This window comes from Labrenzia sp. R5_0 (assembly GCF_017743835.1).
Lineage (GTDB): Bacteria > Pseudomonadota > Alphaproteobacteria > Rhizobiales > Stappiaceae > Roseibium > Roseibium algicola.
In genome coordinates, this window is sequence record NZ_JAGHRK010000001.1 from 1,041,019 (window position 1) to 1,060,126 (window position 19,108).

Consider the following 19,108-nt stretch of genomic DNA (forward strand, 5'->3'; position numbering starts at 1 on the left):
CAACTCGAGTTTGGTTCTTAAGCCCTGCGACGGCGAGTAATCGCCAGAAAAAATAGTTCGGACTTTTTCGACTGAATTGTTTTTGTACGAAATCGCGGGGATGGAGCCCGCCAGGTCCTTGAGGGTCAGGTTCGGTTCCAATGAAAATTGACTTTTGGAGGTCAGATATGAAACTCAAGAGCTTGATGCTCGGCGCTGCAGCTGCTGCTGCTGCCACCACCGCACAGGCAGCCGATCTTCCGGTTGCTCCGGAGCCGGTTGATTACGTTCGCGTCTGTGACGCTTACGGCGCACGCTTCTACTACATCCCGGGCACCGAAACCTGCCTCCGCGTTGGCGGCCGTGTTCGTACCCAGGTGATCGTCAACAACACGCTGGACAACGGCGCTTGGGGCAACCGTGATTCTGACGGCTACTCCTGGCTGTCTCGCGGCTACCTGTACCTGGACGCTCGCACTGCAACCGAATTCGGTACCCTGCGTGCATACGTCTCCATGTACTCGACCGTTACGAACGCAGTTAACTCTGCCAGCCTCGATAACGCCTACATCCAGTGGGGCGGCCTGACCGCAGGTCTTCTGACCTCGAACTTCGACATCTTCACCGGTCAGACCTTCATGGGTGTTGTTAGCCGTAACTGGTCCGACCAGACGGTCAACCAGATCGCTTACACCGCAGCTTTCGGCAACGGCTTCTCCGCTACGATCGCTCTGGAAGATCGTTCGCATCGTGAAGTTGGCACCTACGGCGGCACTCGTGCACCGGACCTGGTCGCTGCTCTCGGCGTTTCCCAGGGCTGGGGTTCTGCACAGCTGTCCGGTGCTCTGCACCAGGTTTACCCGGATCGTGCAAACGCACACCAGACCGGCGCAACCAACAACGGTGCTGACGATTCCTTCGGTTGGGCAATCGGCGGTGGTGTTGCTGTCAACATCCCGATGGCTTCCCCGGGCTCCAACATCTTCTTCCAGGGCTTCTACGCAGACGGCGCTCTGTCCTACATCGGCGCAGGCAGCACCGTTGGCGGCGTAGCAGTCTCCGATTACGGCCCGACCAGCGGCACCTCCACCGGCTACTCCCTGTCGGCTGGTGCTTACATCCAGGCAACTTCCACGATCGGTCTTGCTCTCGACGGTTCCTACATGGACATCGATCAGCCGAACGGCGCAACCGACCTGTCCCGTTGGGCAATCGACGGTTCCGTACAGTGGGAGCCGGTCTCTGGCTTCGTAATGGGTGCTGACGTTGGTTACGCCAACACCGACCCGGACAACGCATCTGACGTTGACGAACTCCTCTTCGGTGTTCGTATGCAGCGCACTTTCTAATCATCTGATTAGATTTCTGGCTGTGATCCTCTGAACTCCAGTCAGTCACGCGGCCCGGCAGGCTTCAATCTGCCGGGCCGTCCCCATTTTGATTCTCCGAGAATCCGCATGGGGCGAGGCCTCTAGCCTCCCGGTCAAGTGCCGGTCAAACCGGCGATTTTGCCGAGTTTCCTAACAGTTTCTAAATTTCCGATCTGATTTTGTGACATTCGCGCAACACCGGTTTTTGAAAACAGCCGCTGCGGTAGGTGCAAACCGTATTCTGTATTGAACCGGGAAATTGGATGCGTATGGTCATCCTTGCGAGCGGCTTCGAGCCGCACTGATTTGTCTGCCTCGGACGTCCAACCTCCGGTCGGTGGCAAACTCAGAAACAATTCGCGGGGACAATGGCGCTTTTCTTTGGTGCCAATTGAAATGACTGATTGGAGGTCAGATATGAAACTCAAGAGCTTGATGCTCGGCGCTGCAGCTGCTGCTGCTGCCACCACCGCACAGGCAGCCGATCTTCCGGTTGCTCCGGAGCCGGTTGATTACGTTCGCGTCTGTGACGCTTACGGCGCACGCTTCTACTACATCCCGGGCACCGAAACCTGCCTCCGCGTTGGCGGCCGTGTTCGTACCCAGGTGATCGTCAACAACACGCTGGACAACGGCGCTTGGGGCAACCGTGATTCTGACGGCTACTCCTGGCTGTCTCGCGGCTACCTGTACCTGGACGCTCGCACTGCAACCGAATTCGGTACCCTGCGTGCATACGTCTCCATGTACTCGACCGTTACGAACGCAGTTAACTCTGCCAGCCTCGATAACGCCTACATCCAGTGGGGCGGCCTGACCGCAGGTCTTCTGACCTCGAACTTCGACATCTTCACCGGTCAGACCTTCATGGGTGTTGTTAGCCGTAACTGGTCCGACCAGACGGTCAACCAGATCGCTTACACCGCAGCTTTCGGCAACGGCTTCTCCGCTACGATCGCTCTGGAAGATCGTTCGCATCGTGAAGTTGGCACCTACGGCGGCACTCGTGCACCGGACCTGGTCGCTGCTCTCGGCGTTTCCCAGGGCTGGGGTTCTGCACAGCTGTCCGGTGCTCTGCACCAGGTTTACCCGGATCGTGCAAACGCACACCAGACCGGCGCAACCAACAACGGTGCTGACGATTCCTTCGGTTGGGCAATCGGCGGTGGTGTTGCTGTCAACATCCCGATGGCTTCCCCGGGCTCCAACATCTTCTTCCAGGGCTTCTACGCAGACGGCGCTCTGTCCTACATCGGCGCAGGCAGCACCGTTGGCGGCGTAGCAGTCTCCGATTACGGCCCGACCAGCGGCACCTCCACCGGCTACTCCCTGTCGGCTGGTGCTTACATCCAGGCAACTTCCACGATCGGTCTTGCTCTCGACGGTTCCTACATGGACATCGATCAGCCGAACGGCGCAACCGACCTGTCCCGTTGGGCAATCGACGGTTCCGTACAGTGGGAGCCGGTCTCTGGCTTCGTAATGGGTGCTGACGTTGGTTACGCCAACACCGACCCGGACAACGCATCTGACGTTGACGAACTCCTCTTCGGTGTTCGTATGCAGCGCACTTTCTAATCAACCCTCACTCGAGGTTTGATGGGAAACCCGGCGGAAACGCCGGGTTTTCTTTTGTCTTGTCGGATAAAAAGTACTGTAAAATGCGACGCACAGAGTGTCGCTGCAGCTCAGAAGCTCAGAAGCTCAGAAGCTCAGAAGCTCAGAAGCTCAGAAGCTCAGAAGCTCAGAAGCTCAGAAGCTCAGAAGCTCAGAAATGCTAAGCGGAACAAGGCCAGGTGGCCGCCAGATTCAAACGCTTTTCAGAAAATCCGAAATCGTCTTGTGCGTCTCGCCATCCCACAGAACAGGGGCATGTCCTTGGCCGGGAATGGTTTTTGCTGTGGCGTTCGGGTGGTTGTCCGTCATCCGCCGACATGTTTCCGGGCTCAGCAGATCCGAATGTTCTCCGCGAAGCACCAGAACCGGTCTGTCGGTCAGCTTTTCGTAAAGAGGCCAGAGGTCGGGTGTGGGCGTGGCATCATCGAGACTTGCCAATTGATGGGCGAGGGCGGGGTCGTAGTCCATCATCACATGTCCGTCCTGCTCGCTCGCAAGCTGGCCGGCCAGCTTGAGCCAGTCAGCCTTTCCGAAGGCAGGGAATTGATATCCGAGCGTGTGTTCCAGGTTGGCTGCGACGTCTTCATGGGAGGCGCATTTCATGTGGTGGCCGAGTGTTGCGGCGATCCGGTGGATCGCGCGCATCTCGATATGCGGACCAATGTCATTGAAGATAACGGCCGCCATTCGGGATGCGGGATAACGCAAGCCCATTGCCAGGGCATGCAAGCCACCCCGTGAAGTTCCAAGAACGGCAAAACGGTCCAGTCCAAGTTCTGCAATGGCAGCATCGATGTCCTTGTCTTCAACGGTCAAGGCGTAATTGCGCCAATCGGGATCCCAGTCGCTCTTGCCTCGTCCCCTATAGTCGAGGGCGATGACCCTGTGGCCGCAAGTTTGAAGGAAACGCGCGATCTCATTGAAATCTCGCGTATTTCTGGAAAGTCCCGGCAGGCAGAGAACGGGAATTTGGGACGCTGCCTCGTCTGATGCCGGTTTGGCAGACGGCCACTCGCAGCCTGACAAAGTAAGGCCATCCGGGCTTTTCCAGGTAAAGTCTACTACTGGGGGCATCGGGGCGGTGCTGGAGCTGACAAGCGCTTCTTGCGGCGCAGAAGTCATGGGTGTCTCCCGTAACGTTTCCATCCAAAAGTTGTTTTTTTCAAAGATAGAGTGGATTGCGGGCGGGTGCCAATAGGAAGACTTCGTATCAGGCATTGAAAAGATGAGGTCAGGTGTCGCTGGAAGAGCGCAGTTAAGGCAAGAAAAGTCGAAAAGCAGCAGTTCTATAGCATTGGAACCATTGCTCCTTGTTCGGCAGATGAGTATGTTGCGCCTCCATCTGAAACAGATGCCCTTCCGCCCGTCGGAACCACGACAGTCATCCAAGAGGAAACCGAGATGTTTAAAGGTTCAATTCCAGCGCTGATTACCCCGTTTAAGGACGGAGCGCTCGATGAGAAACGGTTTCAGGAGTTCGTGGACTGGCAGATCGCTGAAGGTTCCTCCGGTCTCGTGCCAGTGGGCACGACCGGCGAAAGCCCGACGCTGACCCATGATGAACACAAGCGCGTTGTCGAACTGTGTGTAGAAGCGGCCGCGGGCCGCGTTCCCGTCATGGCGGGCGCAGGTTCCAACAATACGATCGAAGCAATCGACTTCGCGCAACACGCCGAAAAGGCCGGCGCCAATGCGCTGCTGGTCGTGACGCCTTACTACAACAAGCCGAACCAGGCTGGCATGAAGGCCCATTTCAAGGCCGTCAACGATGCCGTCGGCATCCCGATCTTCATCTACAACATTCCAGGCCGCTCGATTGTCGACATGCTGCCGGAAACGATGGCAGAGCTGTTTGAAACCTGCGAGAACATCAAGGGCGTCAAGGATGCAACAGCTGACATGGCAAAGGCCAGCCGTCAGCGCCATCTGTGTGGTCCGGATTTCGTCCAGCTTTCCGGTGAAGATATTTCCGCACTTGCCTTCAATGCTCATGGTGGTGTCGGTTGCATTTCGGTGACCGCAAACGTTGCACCGCGCCTGTGTGCCGAATTCCAGGCTGCCACGCTTGCCGGTGACTACAAGAAGGCGCTGGAATACCAGGACCGCCTTGCGCCGCTACACCGGGCAATGTTCCTGGAACCGAGCCCGGGTGGCGCAAAATATGCGCTTTCCCTGCTTGGCAAGGTGGACGAAGAGCTGCGGCTGCCTCTTCTGCCGGTGACGGAAGCAGCACAAGCCGAGATTCGCGCTGCAATGGCACACGCAGGGCTGATCAACTGACCGGAAAAGGAATGGCACTGGCTGCCGGGAACTGACGTTCGTCTCGATTGTTTGCCTTTTCGAGACGAACCGAACTTCAAGGCGCTGGCGCCGGAAGGAAAAAAATGGCTCCGAGAAAAGGGGGCGATCCGGGGCGGACAATCATTTCCGACAACCGGAAAGCCCGGTTCAATTTCGAAATCGAAGATACGCTGGAAGCAGGCATCGAGCTGAAAGGCACGGAGGTCAAATCCCTGCGCAACGGCAAGGCGAATATTGCAGAATCCTACGCCGCCGAACATAAGGGCGAGATCTGGATCTACAACGTCTATATTCCGGAATACCTGCAGGCCAATCGGTTCAATCACGAACCGCGCCGTCCGCGCAAACTGCTGCTGCACAAGCGCGAGATCGGCAAGTTGGCTGGTGCCGTCCAGAAGGACGGCAAGACGATTGTCCCACTCAAGCTCTATTTCAATGAGCAGGGCCGGGCAAAGCTGGAATTGGCCCTTGCCCGGGGTAAAAAGCTGCATGACAAGCGCGAGACTGAGAAGAAACGCGATTGGCAGCGCGAAAAGTCCCGCTTGATGAAGAACTTCAGCTGATTTTCGCTATCCACAGCGGCGCTGCGTGACAATTCCATGACTGTGCGTAACCTGTTGAAAGCTTGCGCATAACGTGTGGAAGAGCTGTGCAGTGCCTGTGGGTAGTGGAAACGCCGATCCCGGACTTTTCCCGTGGATTGCCTGTGATCATTCACAGCGTAACCGTCTCGACGGACTTGTCCGGTATCTAAGCCGTCAAACCTTCCAGGATTTCCCGTTTCCAGTCTGGAATAGGGCAGGGTCTGCGAGTTTCACGGGCCACGTGGACATGGACAAAGCGGCCGTGAGCTGCTGTCGTCTCGCTTTCGCCGGCAAACAATCCAACCCTGAAAATTACAGAAGTTGAGCCAAGTTTTTCAACCTTCAGTCCTGCGGATATGATGGCGGGAAAGGTTAGTTCGGCGAAGTAATGGCAGCCGGTTTCCACCACCAGAAAGATCTCGGGGCTCTTTAACGGGTCGAGCAGTTTCTTATCAACGTACCAGCTGTTAACAGCCGTATCGAAAAAGCTCAAATACTGAACGTTGTTGACGTGCCCGTAGATGTCCACATCCATCCACCTTGTGGGGATATGTTGAAAAGCTTTGAATTCGGACCTGTTTAAAGGTTCCGGCCTCGCCGCTTGTGGATGAGCTGTGATGTTCATAGCGCCGCCCTGTAGATTTCAAGCGCGTCCGTTTCGCCAAGTTCCCGCGGGTTGTTGACCAGCAGGCGGGTTTGCTTCATGGCGTCGCTCGCCATTTTGGGCAGATCAGTCTCGCTGATTCCGACATCGCGCAGGCGTGTTTGAAGGTCCAGTTTTGCAGCCAGGTCTGCCAGGTTATCTGCAAACAGGTCAGAGCGCGCCCTGGCATCGTTTACCTCGGCAAGTCCAGGGAAAACAATTGGCGCAATCTCGGCATAAGTTTCTGAAGCAACAGCGTTATTGAACTTCAGGACATGTGGCAGAACCAGCGCGTTGGATAGCCCGTGAGGGACGTGAAACGTGCCGCCGATGGGATAGGCAAGCGCATGAACCGCGGCCACCGGTGAATTGGCAAAAGCCATGCCGGCAAGCATGGAGCCGAGCAACATCGCGCCACGTGCGTCCCTGTCGTCCGGTGTGAACACGGCCTTTTCAATGTTGGCGCCAAGCAGTTTCAAGGCTTCAACGGCAAGCGTTCGGGAGACGGGGTTGTTGTTCACGGATTTCGAGGCGTATCCCTCGATCGCGTGGACCATGGCATCTATCCCAGTTGCCGCAGTGACCGGGCCTGGCAGGCCAAGTGTGAGCAGCGGGTCGAGGATCGCAAGATCGGGAAGAAGGAAGGGAGAAACGACGCCGCGCTTTTCCTCATCCCCCACTGTAATGATCGAGATCGGAGTGACCTCGGAGCCGGTTCCTGCTGTGGTCGGAACGAGGATGAGCGGCAGCCGTGGCCCCTTGGCGTTTCCGATGCCCCAGGCTTCGTCCAGATCCTCGTTGCTGCCCAGCAGCAGCGCGACAAGCTTTGCGACATCCAGGGAGGAACCTCCGCCGTACCCGATGATCGACGTTGCGCCGTGCGAGCGGGCCGCTTCCACGGCGGCATCGACCAGGGACCGCGGCGGATCGGCGACGACGTCACTGAACCGGGCGATGTCATGCCCCGCTCCGACCAGGGATGTCTCGCAGGACGCCTGCAGGCCGAGGGAAACAATGCCGGGATCCGTTACCAGAAAGGGGCGCGGCCCCAGAAAGGAAGCCGCGTGGCTTGCCAGGTTCGCAGCAGCTCCATTTTCGAAGACGATGCGCTGACTGGTATTGAACGTGAACGCCCCTATCATAAGTCCTCCCGGGTTTTCTTTGCCCCACAGTGCCCGGAAAAGACATGCGCAGTCGAGTGAAGATTGATCCGACTTTTGAAGAAGGCGGGAGGGGGGTAATTTTCGAGGCCAGTAAAGTCTGGAGGTGTTCAGGCGTGCATCTTCGCGCCCTTGGAAATTTTGTCTGCGACCTTCTTGTCCGCATGAAAGGCAATGCCGACCACTTTCGCATCGTCCGGGCCAAAGCGCGAAAAGACTTCCCGGTTCGCACTGTCATGGCCCGTGGAGAACATTTCCTCGATGTAAAGACTTGCCGGAACTGAACGGTCCAGCGTCCGCCTGTGGATCTTGCCGAGTGTTTCCGCGTCGGCACTCAGGACGATGATCGGCTGGACACTCATCGGGTGATAGACATTGGTCGCCGCATCGCTATAGGGTTCGCCGATTATGCCGGGCTTTGCAGCGGCAACGCCGGTTGACAGGAAAGCAGTCACATTCAGCTTCTGCCAGACAGCGAGATCTTCTCGGACAACAACGACGAACTTGGTTTCGAACATGACTTTCAACTCCACGCGGGGATTTCATCTTGAAGGCGAAAGCAAGGACCTAGCGGAGCCGAAGCCGAGTGGTCTTGAACGTTTGTGCGAAGTGAAAGCGGACAGGATCCAGGTAGCGCCACCGGAAGAGGGGATCGAGCGCATTGATGCCCGGTTTCACGGCAACGGCTTTACACCTCACCGGCACGACACCTACGCCATCGGTTTGACCATGAGTGGCGTACAGACTTTCAGTTATCGCGGTGAGAGACGTGCTTCGGTGCCAGGGCAGGTGATCGTCATTCATCCGGACGAGCTGCATGATGGTGGTGCAGGGACTGAACGCGGGCTCCGCTATCGCATGATTTACATTCCGCCGGAGCTGATTTGTGAAACCCTGGCTGTCTCGGGCAACGCGCGCCTGCCGTTTATCGGCTCACCCGTCATCTCCGACGCAGGCTTCAGGAAAGATCTGGCGGACGCCCTGACCGATATCGATCACGAAATGGGTCCTTTCCGGCGCGACTGCCTGATTGCGGACCTGGCAGCTTGCCTGGCTCGTCATGCCGATGACCGCATGGCAGGTGTCTCCTCATTGAACTGGCCGTCCCTTAAGGCCTGCGCCGAGTACCTGAGAGAAGGCTGTGCAGACCGTATAGCCATGGAGGAACTGGAGGACCTGGCGCAGATGGACAGGTTTTCCCTGTCGCGGCAGTTTCGAAAGGTCTTTGGAACGAGCCCGCACCGGTATCTCGTCATGCGGCGTCTTGAGAAGGCCAAGACCGAGCTGCATCAGGGAGCGTCACTTGCCGACGCGGCCTTTGCCAGCGGCTTTGCGGATCAAAGTCATCTGACACGTCACTTCAAGCGAACATTCGGGATGACACCCGGTCACTGGCGGCAGCTTTGCGCCGCCAGCATGGTTTAGCCCGATCGTAAAACGACCGGGGGTTTTGCCTTAAAGCTTGCTGGGCCCGAACTTGTTCGACCGGGGGAAACCCGTGGGCGGCAGGCGACCGGCCTGACCGCGTTCGCCGCGCCAGTCCGCAAGCTCTTCCATTGTCCGGGTAAAACTGCGGCCGGAACTATCGGTCCAGGTCAGGCCGTCTTCGCCCTTGAAGACCCGAATGTCCGAGATGTTACCGTCCCGGTAGCGCTGCAGGCGCACGCCGCGGCCGCGACCCATTTGCGGGATCTGTGCCATCGGGAATACCAGCAGTTTCCGGTTTTCACCGATGATGGCCACCTGGTCACCCGATGCCTCGACACAGATCGATGCTTCCGCCGGAGCGCTGAGGTTGAGAACCTGCTTGCCCTTGCGCGTATTGGCAACGACGTCGTCCTCGCTGACGACAAAACCACGCGCTTCGGTGGTTGCCAGGAGCAGGTTTCGGCCAGGTTTGTGAACAAAGGCGTTCACCACGTCCTGTGCTTCGTCCATTTCCACCATCAGACGTATCGGCTCGCCATGGCCGCGTCCGCCAGGCAGGCGGTCGGCACCAAGCGTGAAGAACTTGCCTCCGGTGGAGAACAGCAGGATCTTGTCCGTCGTCTCCGCATGCAGCGACAGTTTCAGTTTGTCGCCTTGCTTGAACGCAACACCGGAAAGGTCCGTCTGGTGACCTTTCATCGCCCGGATCCAGCCCTTTTCGGAAATGATGACGGTGATCGGTTCCTTTTCGATCATCGCCTGCTGGATGTCGATCAGGTCCGTCTCCGGAGCTTCGGACTTGTCGGTCCGGCGCTTGCCAATTTCGGTTTCAGGGCCATAGACCTTGGAGATTTCCGCAATTTCCTTGGAGATCTTGGTCCACTGACGCGCATCGGAACCGAGCAGTTTGGTCAGGTCGTCCTTCTCGGCCGACAGCTTGTCGTGTTCCTTGCGGATTTCCATTTCTTCAAGCTTGCGCAAGGAGCGCAGGCGCATGTTGAGGATGGCTTCCGCCTGAACGTCCGACAGCTCGAAAGTCTGCATCAGTTCGGCTTTGGGTTCGTCCTCTTCGCGGATGATGCGAATGACCTCGTCTAGGTTCAGATAGGCGACGAGATAGCCTTCCAGAACTTCCAGACGATGGTTGATCTGGCCGAGACGGTACTCGGAACGGCGGATCAGCACTTCCTTGCGGTGATCGAGCCATTCGCGCAAGACCTGTTTCAGGCCCATGACCATCGGCACCTTGCCCATGGAAAGGACATTCATGTTCAAGGAGAACCTGTTTTCCAGGTCCGTCAGCTTGAACAGGGATTCCATGAGGATATTTGCGTCGACATTGCGCGAACGCGGCACCAGGACGATGCGGATGTCTTCGGCAGATTCATCGCGGATATCGTCCAGAAGCGGCAGCTTGCGCGCCGTCAGCAGTTCAGCGATCTTTTCGATCAGGCGTGATTTCTGCACCTGGTAGGGGATCTCGGTGACGACGATCGTCCATTGCCCGCGGCCGAGATCTTCCACTTCCCAGCGGGCACGAACGCGGAAACTGCCGCGTCCGGTTTCATAGGCCTCGCGAATGGACCCCTGGTCCGACACCAGAAGGCCGCCGGTCGGGAAATCCGGGCCCTTGATGTACTCCAGCAGCTCGCCGGTTTCCGCATTCGGGTTCTTGATCAGGTGTTGGCAGGCTTCACAGAGCTCGAACGCATTGTGCGGCGGAATGGAGGTCGCCATGCCAACGGCAATGCCCGACGAACCGTTGCCGAGAAGGTTCGGGAAACCGCCCGGCAGAACGATCGGCTCCTTGTCCTCACCGTCATAGGTCTCGCGAAAATCGACGGCATTCTCGTCCAGGCCGTCCAGCAGTCGTTTGGCAGTGTCGGTCATGCGCGCTTCGGTGTAACGCATGGCAGCCGCGTTATCGCCGTCAACGTTGCCGAAGTTGCCCTGTCCGTCGATCAGCGGATAGCGCTGCGCGAAGTCCTGGGCGAGACGAACGAGGGCATCGTAGACCGCCTGGTCGCCGTGCGGGTGGTATTTACCGATCACGTCACCAACAACACGGGCACATTTCTTGAAGCCGGACCCAGGGTCCAGTTTCAAAAGGCGCATTGCGTAAAGCAGGCGCCTGTGCACCGGTTTCAAACCGTCGCGCACATCCGGCAAGGCCCGGTGCATGATGGTCGACAGTGCATAGGCCAGATAGCGCTCTTCCAGCGCATTCTTGAGATTGATGCTCTCAATGCCGCTTGGCGGCGGTGTCGTCTCTTTTCCCATACTTGCTTGCTAGCTGTTTCAGGCACGAGGTGCAATTCGCTAACTGCCTCGAATGGCCGGGAACAGCGGATTTTCAACGGATTTCACACGTCTGTGGGTGAATTTCTATCCGCCACAGGCGAAGGCAGGAGAGTACGGAAGGCGTGCGAGCAAGAAGTCCATTCAAAGAAAAACTCGAAGTAAAATATCGAAAACTGCGAAGCTTCCTTAATGTCATGTCAAGGAGAGAGCGGTATTAATCCAAGAAAGGCTGCGGATTTTACCGATGCCGGGTTAAACTTTGGAACATGCCTGAATGGGTTCAAACTGGTTGACGTCGGCCTTGACGGCTTTCAAAACGTGGGTTGCTGGTGATAGTGGCGACCCGGACGTTGCCCTTGCGCAATATCAGTTCATCCAGCGCCAGACACCGTTCCTCTACATGATGAGCCTGGCTGGCGGTTGGGGTTTGTCGGTGACGCACTGGTCGGTTGCTCCGATCGCTCTGACGCTTGTGGTGCCGCTACTCGTGACCGCCTTCGCCGTGCAGCGGATCGTGACGGTTCGCAGGCGCCAGAAAGAAACGCCGAGCCACGCTGAAATTCTTGCCTGGCAGAAGCAGGCCAAGGTCCTGGCGGTGGTTTCGCCTGCGATTTTCTCGATCTGGGTTCTGTCGCTTTTTCCCTATGGCGGGCCATACCTGCAGGTTCAGGTGGTCTTCACGATTGCCGTCGCCAATCTGGTGCTGCTTTTCTGCCTGATCCATTTTCGCGCGGTTGCCCTCATCAACGCCTTCTGCGCCAACACCTTGTATTTTATATACTTTGCCGTCGCAGGCGAGCATGTCTTCACCTATTTCGCGCTCTATGGGATAGCGGCTTCCATGGGGGCCTTCTTCATCCTGAACAACCACTATCGCGGCTTCATCAAACTGATCCGCACGGGCAGGGATCTGAAACGTCATTCCGAGGAACTGGAACACAAGCAGGATGAAACCCAGAAACTGAGTGATCTGAACTACTACATCGCGAACCACGATCACATGACCGGTCTGCCCAACCGGCGTTGCTTTCTTCTGGAACTGGACCAAAGCTTCAGGTCGGCTCGCCAGTCGGGGGAACCGCTGTCGTTATGTGTATTCGATCTGGGAGGCCTCAGGGCCATCAACAACATCTATGGGCTCAATACCGGAGATCAGATCCTTCTTGAGGTCGTGCGGCGGCTGAAATCCAAACTTGCACCGCAAATGTTCGTGGCCCGGATTGCCGGTGACGAGTTCGCTCTATTAGCCGTTGGGGACGAAGCTGCCTTTTCGGACGTCAGCAGTTTCTTTGACGAACTGTTTGCGGAGAGTTGCCAACTGCCGGAAGCCAGCATGAAGCTGAACTATGCCGCCGGTATAGCTCATCTGGATGAAAGCGTTCTGTCACCGACGGACCTGCTGGAACACGCCGTCTACGTTCTCCAGGAAGCAAAGCTTAATCGGAACGAGCCGGTTGCCGTGTTCGGACCGCGCCACAGCGAACAGATGCTGTCCCACGCCAGAGTTACCCAGGCGCTGCAGTCGGCGGACATTGAAGCCGAATTGTCGGTTGCCTTTCAACCGATTGTGGATGTGGCACACAATCGGATTACGGGTGTGGAATGTCTTGCCCGTTGGAACAGTCCGTTGCTGGGCAATGTGCCGCCAGGTGAGTTCATCCCCATTGCCGAACGTTGCGGAGTGATCAACAGGCTGACGCTGGTCTTGTTGCGCAAGGCGCTTGAAGCCGCTCGTCACTGGCCAGCCGATCTGAAGCTGTCTTTCAACCTGTCGGCAAGCAACCTGTCGTCCCGTGGTTTCGTGCAGGAGATACTCGACCTGTTGGAGAGCTTCGGATTTGAGCCAGGGCGACTGCATTGCGAAGTGACGGAAACTTCCGTGATGTGGGATTTCAAGGAAGCGAGCCGGGCGATCCTGGCCTTGAAGGAAACCGGGATCCGTCTGTCACTCGACGATTTCGGCACCGGTTATTCGAGCCTTTCCCATGTTCACAAGCTGCCCCTCGACTGCATCAAGGTCGATCGAAGTTTCGTCCACGGAATTCGGCCGGATACAGCCGGATATGGCATCGTCAAGTCGCTGTTGGCCCTCAGTCGCGACATGGGCATTGCCTGCGTTGTCGAAGGCGTTGAAACGGAAGAAGAACTGTCCGTTCTAAAAAGTCTCGGCACAAGCGAAGTGCAGGGCTACCTGTTTTCCAGGCCGCTTTCCGAAGCGGATCTTGGGCGCCTGTTTGCCAAAGGCATGACCCTTTCCAGCGGCACTATGCAATCGGACGACCCTCCGGTTGCTTTGGAGGCTGCCCAGGCAGGATGAAGGCGCGTCGTCTAAATACCTTTGGTTGCAGGAAAGGATTGTAGGAATCAGCACCGTCCCTTAGACCGTTGAAAGGTTTATTCAGCCGCACTGCCAATCGTGTGGTTCCTTTGCTGGGGGGGCATGGCTGCCAAACGCAAATCTTTTCGCTGGCTCTTGGTCGGTTTGGTAGCGCTGGTTCTGGTCGCGGTCGCGGTGTCCTGGAACGATTTTTACCTGCTGCGCCTGAAAACCTATTCCAATCTTTCAAGCAACATGCGTCCGACCCTGGAGGTCGATGAAGTTGTTCTTGCGACAAAAATCTTCCCCTCAATGGGCGAGCACTATGAGCCAGTCCGCGGAGACGTAATCGTTTTCACTATCGCCGCCAAAAGAGCGAACGATTATATGAAAAGGGTCATCGGCTTGCCTGGCGAGCGCATACGGCTTCAGGACGGCGTGGTGCTGATCAATGATGTGCCTGTTCCACGTCAGGCCCTTGCAGACTATCGCTACGAGCATCGAGACGGCTCAGAGATCTCTGCTCCGCGGTTCAGGGAAACTTTGCCAAACGGTAGAAGTTACGAAGTTCTGGATCTCGATCCGCAAGGAGAAATGGACACGACAAGAGAATATGTCGTGCCCGACGGTCATCTGTTTGTAATGGGCGACAATCGGGACAATTCGGTCGACAGTCGTTACACGGATTACATCGGATATGTACCGCTGAGTGGGGTCTCCGCTGTCGTTGAGATGATCCTTCTTCCGAAAGGCGAGGGCAGTTCGCTGTGGCAGCCGCAGCAGCCGGGTTCAAGTTAGCACGTGACCCTGAACGGTCAGAAATTCCAGGGAAATTCGGTTCGGTAACGCTTCTCAAGGGCCGAGAGTACCTGGCTTCGTGTACCGCCGTCCCTGGTGCCATGTTCCTGCAGGTATCTGTTCAGAAAAAAGCTTGTCAGGTCGAACCCCTGGGTGACATCAGCCCAGGTCAGCTCACTGCCGGCCTGCCGTTGCCCCTCAAGAAGAAAGCCGGGCAGGGGCAGCAGACGGTCATGATAGGGCGTGCCGGCTTCCCGGCAGACCGCACGGGCGGATTTCGGCGACACGTAGGCAAGGTCTTCGTTGCTGCCTGTGGCGGCGCAGGACGAAAGATCGAGACCGATGCCGAGGTCGCGCAATACCTCAAGCTCGAAACGGACCAGAAGCGCGGCTGCCGCGTCCGAAGCCTCCAGATGGTCCAGAACCACCGTTAGCGCATTGAACAATCTCGGGTAGGCGTGGCGTTCGGGCAGGAGACGGAGCAAAAAGGCCAGATGCTGAAGCGCGGCCAGACCGAGGCTGCTGGTCATGAGGTCACCCGCCCGCAGGGTTTCCGGCTCTATGTGAAATTGACCGAGATGGTCGGAAAGGCGCGCCTTCCAGGTGAGGGCGAGCTCATTGCCGGGCTGTAGAACAGGCCGGTGCCGCCGCGAGCGGCCACCACGGACGAGACCGAGATGGCGGCCATGATCCAGCGTCATGGCCTCCAGAATGACATCGTTTTCGCCGTGTTTGCGGGTGGTCAGCACCACGCCGCGTCCGCTCCATTCCAAGGGCCGTTTCCCGTTTCATGTCAGGCCGGGAGTTTGGCGGATTCGGCGATCCGCGCAAATTATTTCGGAAATTCCAGTCCCATTTCCCGGTAACGCTCCGGATCGTCGGCCCAGTTCTCCCGAACCTTCACGAACAGGAACAGGTGGACGGGAGCTTCGATGATTTCCGAGAGCTCTTCGCGCGCTGCCTGTGAAATCGCCTTGATCGTCTGTCCGCGTTTGCCGAGCACGATGGACTTCTGGCTGTCCCGTTCCACGTAGATGGTCTGTTCGATCCGGGCCGACCCATCCTTGCGGGCCTGCCACTGTTCCGTCTCCACGGTGGAGATATAGGGCAGTTCCTCATGCAGGCGCTCGAACAGCTTTTCGCGGGTGATTTCGGCGGCAAGAATGCGCAGGGGCAGGTCCGACGGCTGGTCTTCCGGAAAGAGCCAGGGGCTGTCCGGAACCTTGGACGCGAAATAGTCGAGGATGGTTTCGGTGCCGTCGCCGGTCAGAGCCGATACCATGAAGGTTTCTTCAAAAGAGACGAATTCGTTGATCTTCTGCGCCAGCTGCAGAAGTTTTTCACGCTTGGCGACATCGGTCTTGTTGAGGATCAGAACCTTCGGTGCCTGCTGGCTGGACAGGCGCTTGAGGATGTTCTCCACTTCCTCGGTCAGGCCTTTGCGGGCATCGACCAGAAGCGCGATCAGGTCGGCATCGCGCGCACCGCCCCAGGCGGTGTCGACCATGGCGCGATCGAGCCGGCGCTTGGGTTTGAAGATGCCCGGCGTGTCGATGAACACCAGCTGTGCCGCGCCGTGCATGGCCACGCCGCGCACAATCGTGCGTGTTGTCTGCACCTTGTGCGTAACGATGGAGACCTTGGTGCCGACAAGCTGATTGATCAGCGTCGATTTGCCGGCATTGGGCGCGCCTATCAGGGCAATGAAACCCGCCTTGGTATCAGCAGGCATCTCCGGCAGCGGCTCAGGCAGCGGCATGTCGAAACGGCCGGTGGGGGCCTGAAAGCCGTTGTCGTCATCTTCGTCCATCGGACCATCGTTGGTCGTGTTATCGTTCAAGCTGTCTTATTCCTTCCAGACGCCTTCCCGGCGCAATACGGCCTCTGCCGCATTCTGTTCCGCAATCCGTTTGGAGCCACCCTTGCCTTCGCCTGGCGGCAGCCCCTGAACGGTCACCGACACGGTGAAATTCGGTGCGTGGTCCGGTCCGTCCCGGCCTGTTACATCATATCGCGGTGTCGGCAGGCTCTTCGATTGTGCCCATTCCTGCAGCGTTGTCTTGGCGTCGCGCAGTGGACCCGACCAGGATAGCATACGCGGCTCCCAAAGGCGCGTAATGAAGCTTTCGGCCGCCTCAAACCCGCCGTCCAGGTAAATCGCGGCAATGACCGACTCGCAAATATCGGCGAGCAGGGCAGTTTTCTTCCGGCCCCCGGTCTGTGCTTCTGCAAGCCCGATGCGCATCGCATCGCCGACACCAAGTTCCTGGGCAATTTCCGCGCAGGTTTCGCGCTTGACCATGTGGTTGAAACGCCGCGCCAACTCACCTTCGTCAGCCTTGGGAAAATGCTTGTGCAGCATGGAAGCTATCACGAGGCCGAGAACACGGTCTCCAAGGAATTCCAGACGCTGATAACTGCCCGACACTGTTTCAGACGGTGCAAGGGCACTGGCATGGGTCAGCGCGACCCGCAGGAGTTCCAGGTCCTGAAACTCGTATTGCAGTGCCGTTTTCAGGGCCGAAATCGGACCTGGTTGATGCAGTTGTCTTTTCATGCAGCCTGCTTCGGCGGCGTTCCGCCAAAGCCCCGGTTAGAGTGTCCGGCCAATCCGTTCCCAGCGAACGCTCCACGGCCAGGACCAGATATGCCAGGCAGGAGTTCCGTCCTTGACGGAGAAGAACAGGATTTCGGCACGGCCCATGAAGTTTTCGAACGGAACGTAGCCGACCCTGTTCAGATAACGGCTGTCGACGGAGTTATCGCGGTTGTCGCCCATCATGAAGTAATGGCCTTCGGGCACCTTGTACTCGCGGGTGTTGTCCACCTCTCCGCGTGTCGTCAGGTCCAGGGTTTCATAAGAAACGCCGTTCGGCAGGGTTTCCCGATAGCGCGGAACCCGGCGTACGATACCGGATGGAGACTGTTCGATGAAATCATCGATCTTTTCGCGTTTGACCGGTTCGCCATTGATATGCACCACGCCGTCGATCACCTGAATGGTATCGCCAGGCAGGCCAATCACGCGCTTGATGTAGTCAACGGACGTGTCGGTCGGCAGTTTGAAAACTGCGACGTCACCGCGCTCCGGTTCGGAAGACCAGATGCGGCCGCTGAACGGGCCCAGGCCGAAAGGGAAGGAATAGCGGGAATATCCATAGCTGAATTTGGAGACGAACAGATAGTCGCCGATCAGCAAGGTATCCTTCATCGAGCCGGATGGAATGTTAAACGGCTGGAACAGGAATGTTCGCACGATCAGGGCAAGCAACAGCGCCTGGACAACAACCTTGATGGTTTCGGCGAGGCCGCTGTCCTTATCCTTCTTGTTTTCCGTCACGCTCATCTTGTCCCTTGATCAAAATCGTCCGGCGTTCTGTTCGGCAGCGCCTTTCACAGCCGGACTCTTATCCGCTAGCGCCTGCCGACGCAATGAGAGGAAGGCCCTTAAGGCAGGGCTTTCAGGGGGAATCCGCCTTTTGCGGCTCGGGCCAGTCGGTAGGCCAGGCTGAAATAACGACAAAGGCCTGCGCCAGCGGGTAGTCGTCCGTAATTGTGAGATCGATGGTGGTCCTGAAACCGGAGGGTACCATGGCCTGCAATCGTTCGGCAGCGCCACCGGTCAGGGCAATGGTGGGTTTGCCGGAAGGAAGGTTCACAACGCCCATTTCCCGCCAGGCGACCCCCATGCGAATGCCGCTGCCAAGTGCCTTCGAGCAGGCTTCCTTGGCCGCAAATCGTTTTGCATAGGATGCGGCGCGCTCGGCGCGCCTGTCAGATTTTGTCCGCTCGATTTCTGTGAAGACCCGGTTGGTAAAGCGCTCGCCGAATCTTTCGAGAGTTTTCTCGATCCGGCGGATATCGATCAGATCGCTGCCAATTCCAAGGATCATGGCCTTGCTTTCCAGGTTGCGGCGGGATGGGTTCTTGGTCCCGGTCTTAGTTGGACAGGTCGTCCACGAAAATCAAGCGCTGCCGTCTTCTTCGACAGTGTTGCCCGGGGCAGGGAACAAACGGCCATGTTTGCCGGCGCCCTTGTCGGCCAGCTTGTTTCTGCGGCGGCGCTGGTAGACCTCGACGCTCTTGTAAACGACCACATAGGAGACCGTTCCAACGATCAATCCAAGAGGAACCGCACCGATGAACATCGGTTTGAGCATTGGCCAGAGCGCGTCGAGAGATTTTTCGAAAAGACCTTGCTGAAACTGCTGGTGAACCTGATGCGGGTCCGCCTTTGGAGCGCGCCCGTGGATGATCCACTGCCCGATTTTGAAGGTGAAGGCCCAAATGAACGGGAATGTCAGTGGATTGCCGACGGACGTTCCAAGCGCTGCTGCTATCATGTTGCCGCGCACCAGGTAGGCAAGTGCGAAAGCGGTCAGGAAATGGAAGCCGACAAGAGGTGTGCAGGAGGCGAAGGCGCCCGCGGCAAAGCCAAGGGCAATCGCGTGAGGTGTCGCCGTGAGGCGCAAGACGCGCTTGCCGAAATAGCGGGTCGACCGCGCCCAGCTGTTCCGGGGCCAGACGGCAACGCGCAGTCGCTCAATCCGTGTTGGCCTATTTCTCCGGCGAAACAGCATGGTCTAAGGTTCGTTCCCGTCTTTTATCGT

At 57.7% G+C, this 19,108-nt stretch carries 18 protein-coding genes; 7 read left to right on the top strand and 11 right to left on the bottom strand.

Translation table 11 applies throughout. The features are described from left to right. Positions 1-167 precede the first annotated feature (167 nt). Both J7447_RS04790 and J7447_RS04795 read left to right on the top strand, forming a co-directional pair. Positions 168-1,328 carry a porin gene (locus J7447_RS04790; RefSeq protein WP_077290281.1) on the top strand — a complete coding sequence of 387 codons (1,161 nt, stop codon included), beginning with the start codon at positions 168-170 and terminating at the stop codon, positions 1,326-1,328. Positions 1,329-1,766: 438 nt separating this feature from the next. Further along, positions 1,767-2,927 carry a porin gene (locus J7447_RS04795; protein ID WP_077290281.1) on the top strand — a complete coding sequence of 387 codons (1,161 nt, stop codon included), beginning with the start codon at positions 1,767-1,769 and terminating at the stop codon, positions 2,925-2,927. Between the two features lie 231 nt (positions 2,928-3,158). Here J7447_RS04795 and J7447_RS04800 read toward each other — a convergent pair whose 3' ends face one another. Further along, the gene (locus J7447_RS04800; protein WP_209168956.1) at positions 3,159-4,088 is read right to left on the bottom strand and encodes an alpha/beta hydrolase; all 930 of its coding nucleotides are present in this window, start codon (positions 4,086-4,088) and stop codon (positions 3,159-3,161) included. A gap of 279 nt (positions 4,089-4,367) precedes the next feature. Between J7447_RS04800 and dapA the strand changes: the two genes are divergently transcribed. After that, positions 4,368-5,246: a 4-hydroxy-tetrahydrodipicolinate synthase gene (gene dapA / locus J7447_RS04805; RefSeq protein ID WP_023003772.1), complete on the top strand. Its 879-nt coding sequence runs from the start codon at positions 4,368-4,370 to the stop codon at positions 5,244-5,246. Positions 5,247-5,350: 104 nt separating this feature from the next. Next, the gene (gene smpB, locus J7447_RS04810) at positions 5,351-5,830 is read left to right on the top strand and encodes an SsrA-binding protein SmpB (RefSeq protein WP_023003773.1); all 480 of its coding nucleotides are present in this window, start codon (positions 5,351-5,353) and stop codon (positions 5,828-5,830) included. A gap of 187 nt (positions 5,831-6,017) precedes the next feature. On the opposite strand, the gene J7447_RS04815 is transcribed toward smpB, so the two are convergent. From J7447_RS04815 to J7447_RS04825, 3 genes are all read right to left on the bottom strand, one after another. Further along, positions 6,018-6,476: a thioesterase family protein gene (locus tag J7447_RS04815; RefSeq protein ID WP_051990088.1), complete on the bottom strand. Its 459-nt coding sequence runs from the start codon at positions 6,474-6,476 to the stop codon at positions 6,018-6,020. Beyond that, entirely contained in the window at positions 6,473-7,636 is a 1,164-nt protein-coding gene (locus J7447_RS04820; protein ID WP_286188931.1) for an iron-containing alcohol dehydrogenase, read from the bottom strand. Before J7447_RS04820 ends, J7447_RS04815 begins: the two co-directional genes overlap by 4 nt. Positions 7,637-7,764: 128 nt before the next feature. Continuing rightward, complete coding sequence (locus tag J7447_RS04825) at positions 7,765-8,172, bottom strand: DUF2000 family protein (RefSeq protein ID WP_168693346.1); 408 nt, start codon at positions 8,170-8,172, stop codon at positions 7,765-7,767. Here J7447_RS04825 and J7447_RS04830 point away from each other — a divergent pair. Then, on the top strand, positions 8,171-9,079 hold the full coding sequence (locus J7447_RS04830) for an AraC family transcriptional regulator (protein ID WP_209168957.1): 909 nt from the start codon (positions 8,171-8,173) through the stop codon (positions 9,077-9,079). The two genes, J7447_RS04825 and J7447_RS04830, sit on opposite strands and share 2 nt — an antisense overlap. A 30-nt stretch (positions 9,080-9,109) precedes the next feature. Here the strand turns inward: J7447_RS04830 and parC are convergent, their stop codons facing one another. Continuing rightward, positions 9,110-11,362, bottom strand: coding sequence for a DNA topoisomerase IV subunit A (gene parC / locus J7447_RS04835; protein WP_209168958.1), 2,253 nt, complete (start codon positions 11,360-11,362; stop codon positions 9,110-9,112). Positions 11,363-11,684: 322 nt separating this feature from the next. Between parC and J7447_RS04840 the strand changes: the two genes are divergently transcribed. Further along, positions 11,685-13,700, top strand: a complete 2,016-nt coding sequence (locus J7447_RS04840; RefSeq protein ID WP_209168959.1) for an EAL domain-containing protein — start codon at positions 11,685-11,687, stop codon at positions 13,698-13,700. A 123-nt stretch (positions 13,701-13,823) separates the two neighbouring features. After that, positions 13,824-14,498: a signal peptidase I gene (gene lepB / locus J7447_RS04845; protein ID WP_209168960.1), complete on the top strand. Its 675-nt coding sequence runs from the start codon at positions 13,824-13,826 to the stop codon at positions 14,496-14,498. Positions 14,499-14,515: 17 nt separating this feature from the next. Here the strand turns inward: lepB (J7447_RS04845) and recO are convergent, their stop codons facing one another. The 6 genes from recO to J7447_RS04875 all read right to left on the bottom strand — a co-directional run bounded on the left by recO (position 14,516) and on the right by J7447_RS04875 (position 19,078). Continuing rightward, on the bottom strand, positions 14,516-15,271 hold the full coding sequence (gene recO / locus J7447_RS04850; protein WP_209168961.1) for a DNA repair protein RecO: 756 nt from the start codon (positions 15,269-15,271) through the stop codon (positions 14,516-14,518). A gap of 59 nt (positions 15,272-15,330) precedes the next feature. Then, positions 15,331-16,257 carry a GTPase Era gene (gene era / locus J7447_RS04855; RefSeq protein ID WP_209169377.1) on the bottom strand — a complete coding sequence of 309 codons (927 nt, stop codon included), beginning with the start codon at positions 16,255-16,257 and terminating at the stop codon, positions 15,331-15,333. Between the two features lie 87 nt (positions 16,258-16,344). After that, on the bottom strand, positions 16,345-17,055 hold the full coding sequence (gene rnc / locus J7447_RS04860) for a ribonuclease III (RefSeq protein ID WP_023003783.1): 711 nt from the start codon (positions 17,053-17,055) through the stop codon (positions 16,345-16,347). A 36-nt stretch (positions 17,056-17,091) separates the two neighbouring features. Next, the gene (gene lepB, locus J7447_RS04865; protein ID WP_023003784.1) at positions 17,092-17,844 is read right to left on the bottom strand and encodes a signal peptidase I; all 753 of its coding nucleotides are present in this window, start codon (positions 17,842-17,844) and stop codon (positions 17,092-17,094) included. A 115-nt stretch (positions 17,845-17,959) separates the two neighbouring features. Then, positions 17,960-18,391, bottom strand: coding sequence for a holo-ACP synthase (gene acpS, locus J7447_RS04870; protein ID WP_209168962.1), 432 nt, complete (start codon positions 18,389-18,391; stop codon positions 17,960-17,962). A gap of 72 nt (positions 18,392-18,463) precedes the next feature. Next, positions 18,464-19,078 carry a DUF2062 domain-containing protein gene (locus J7447_RS04875; RefSeq protein WP_031270631.1) on the bottom strand — a complete coding sequence of 205 codons (615 nt, stop codon included), beginning with the start codon at positions 19,076-19,078 and terminating at the stop codon, positions 18,464-18,466. Between the last annotated feature and the right edge of the window lie 30 nt (positions 19,079-19,108).

Coding starts and splice junctions, on each gene's coding strand:
- J7447_RS04790 (WP_077290281.1), top strand. CDS start 168: ATGAAACTCAAGAGCTTGATGCTCGGCGCTGCAGCTGCTGCTGCTGCC.
- J7447_RS04795 (WP_077290281.1), top strand. CDS start 1,767: ATGAAACTCAAGAGCTTGATGCTCGGCGCTGCAGCTGCTGCTGCTGCC.
- J7447_RS04800 (WP_209168956.1), bottom strand. CDS start 4,088: ATGACTTCTGCGCCGCAAGAAGCGCTTGTCAGCTCCAGCACCGCCCCG.
- dapA (WP_023003772.1), top strand. CDS start 4,368: ATGTTTAAAGGTTCAATTCCAGCGCTGATTACCCCGTTTAAGGACGGA.
- smpB (WP_023003773.1), top strand. CDS start 5,351: ATGGCTCCGAGAAAAGGGGGCGATCCGGGGCGGACAATCATTTCCGAC.
- J7447_RS04815 (WP_051990088.1), bottom strand. CDS start 6,476: ATGAACATCACAGCTCATCCACAAGCGGCGAGGCCGGAACCTTTAAAC.
- J7447_RS04820 (WP_286188931.1), bottom strand. CDS start 7,636: ATGATAGGGGCGTTCACGTTCAATACCAGTCAGCGCATCGTCTTCGAA.
- J7447_RS04830 (WP_209168957.1), top strand. CDS start 8,171: ATGACTTTCAACTCCACGCGGGGATTTCATCTTGAAGGCGAAAGCAAG.
- J7447_RS04825 (WP_168693346.1), bottom strand. CDS start 8,172: ATGTTCGAAACCAAGTTCGTCGTTGTTGTCCGAGAAGATCTCGCTGTC.
- parC (WP_209168958.1), bottom strand. CDS start 11,362: ATGGGAAAAGAGACGACACCGCCGCCAAGCGGCATTGAGAGCATCAAT.
- lepB (WP_209168960.1), top strand. CDS start 13,824: ATGGCTGCCAAACGCAAATCTTTTCGCTGGCTCTTGGTCGGTTTGGTA.
- era (WP_209169377.1), bottom strand. CDS start 16,257: ATGCCGCTGCCTGAGCCGCTGCCGGAGATGCCTGCTGATACCAAGGCG.
- rnc (WP_023003783.1), bottom strand. CDS start 17,055: ATGAAAAGACAACTGCATCAACCAGGTCCGATTTCGGCCCTGAAAACG.
- lepB (WP_023003784.1), bottom strand. CDS start 17,844: ATGAGCGTGACGGAAAACAAGAAGGATAAGGACAGCGGCCTCGCCGAA.
- acpS (WP_209168962.1), bottom strand. CDS start 18,391: ATGATCCTTGGAATTGGCAGCGATCTGATCGATATCCGCCGGATCGAG.
- J7447_RS04875 (WP_031270631.1), bottom strand. CDS start 19,078: ATGCTGTTTCGCCGGAGAAATAGGCCAACACGGATTGAGCGACTGCGC.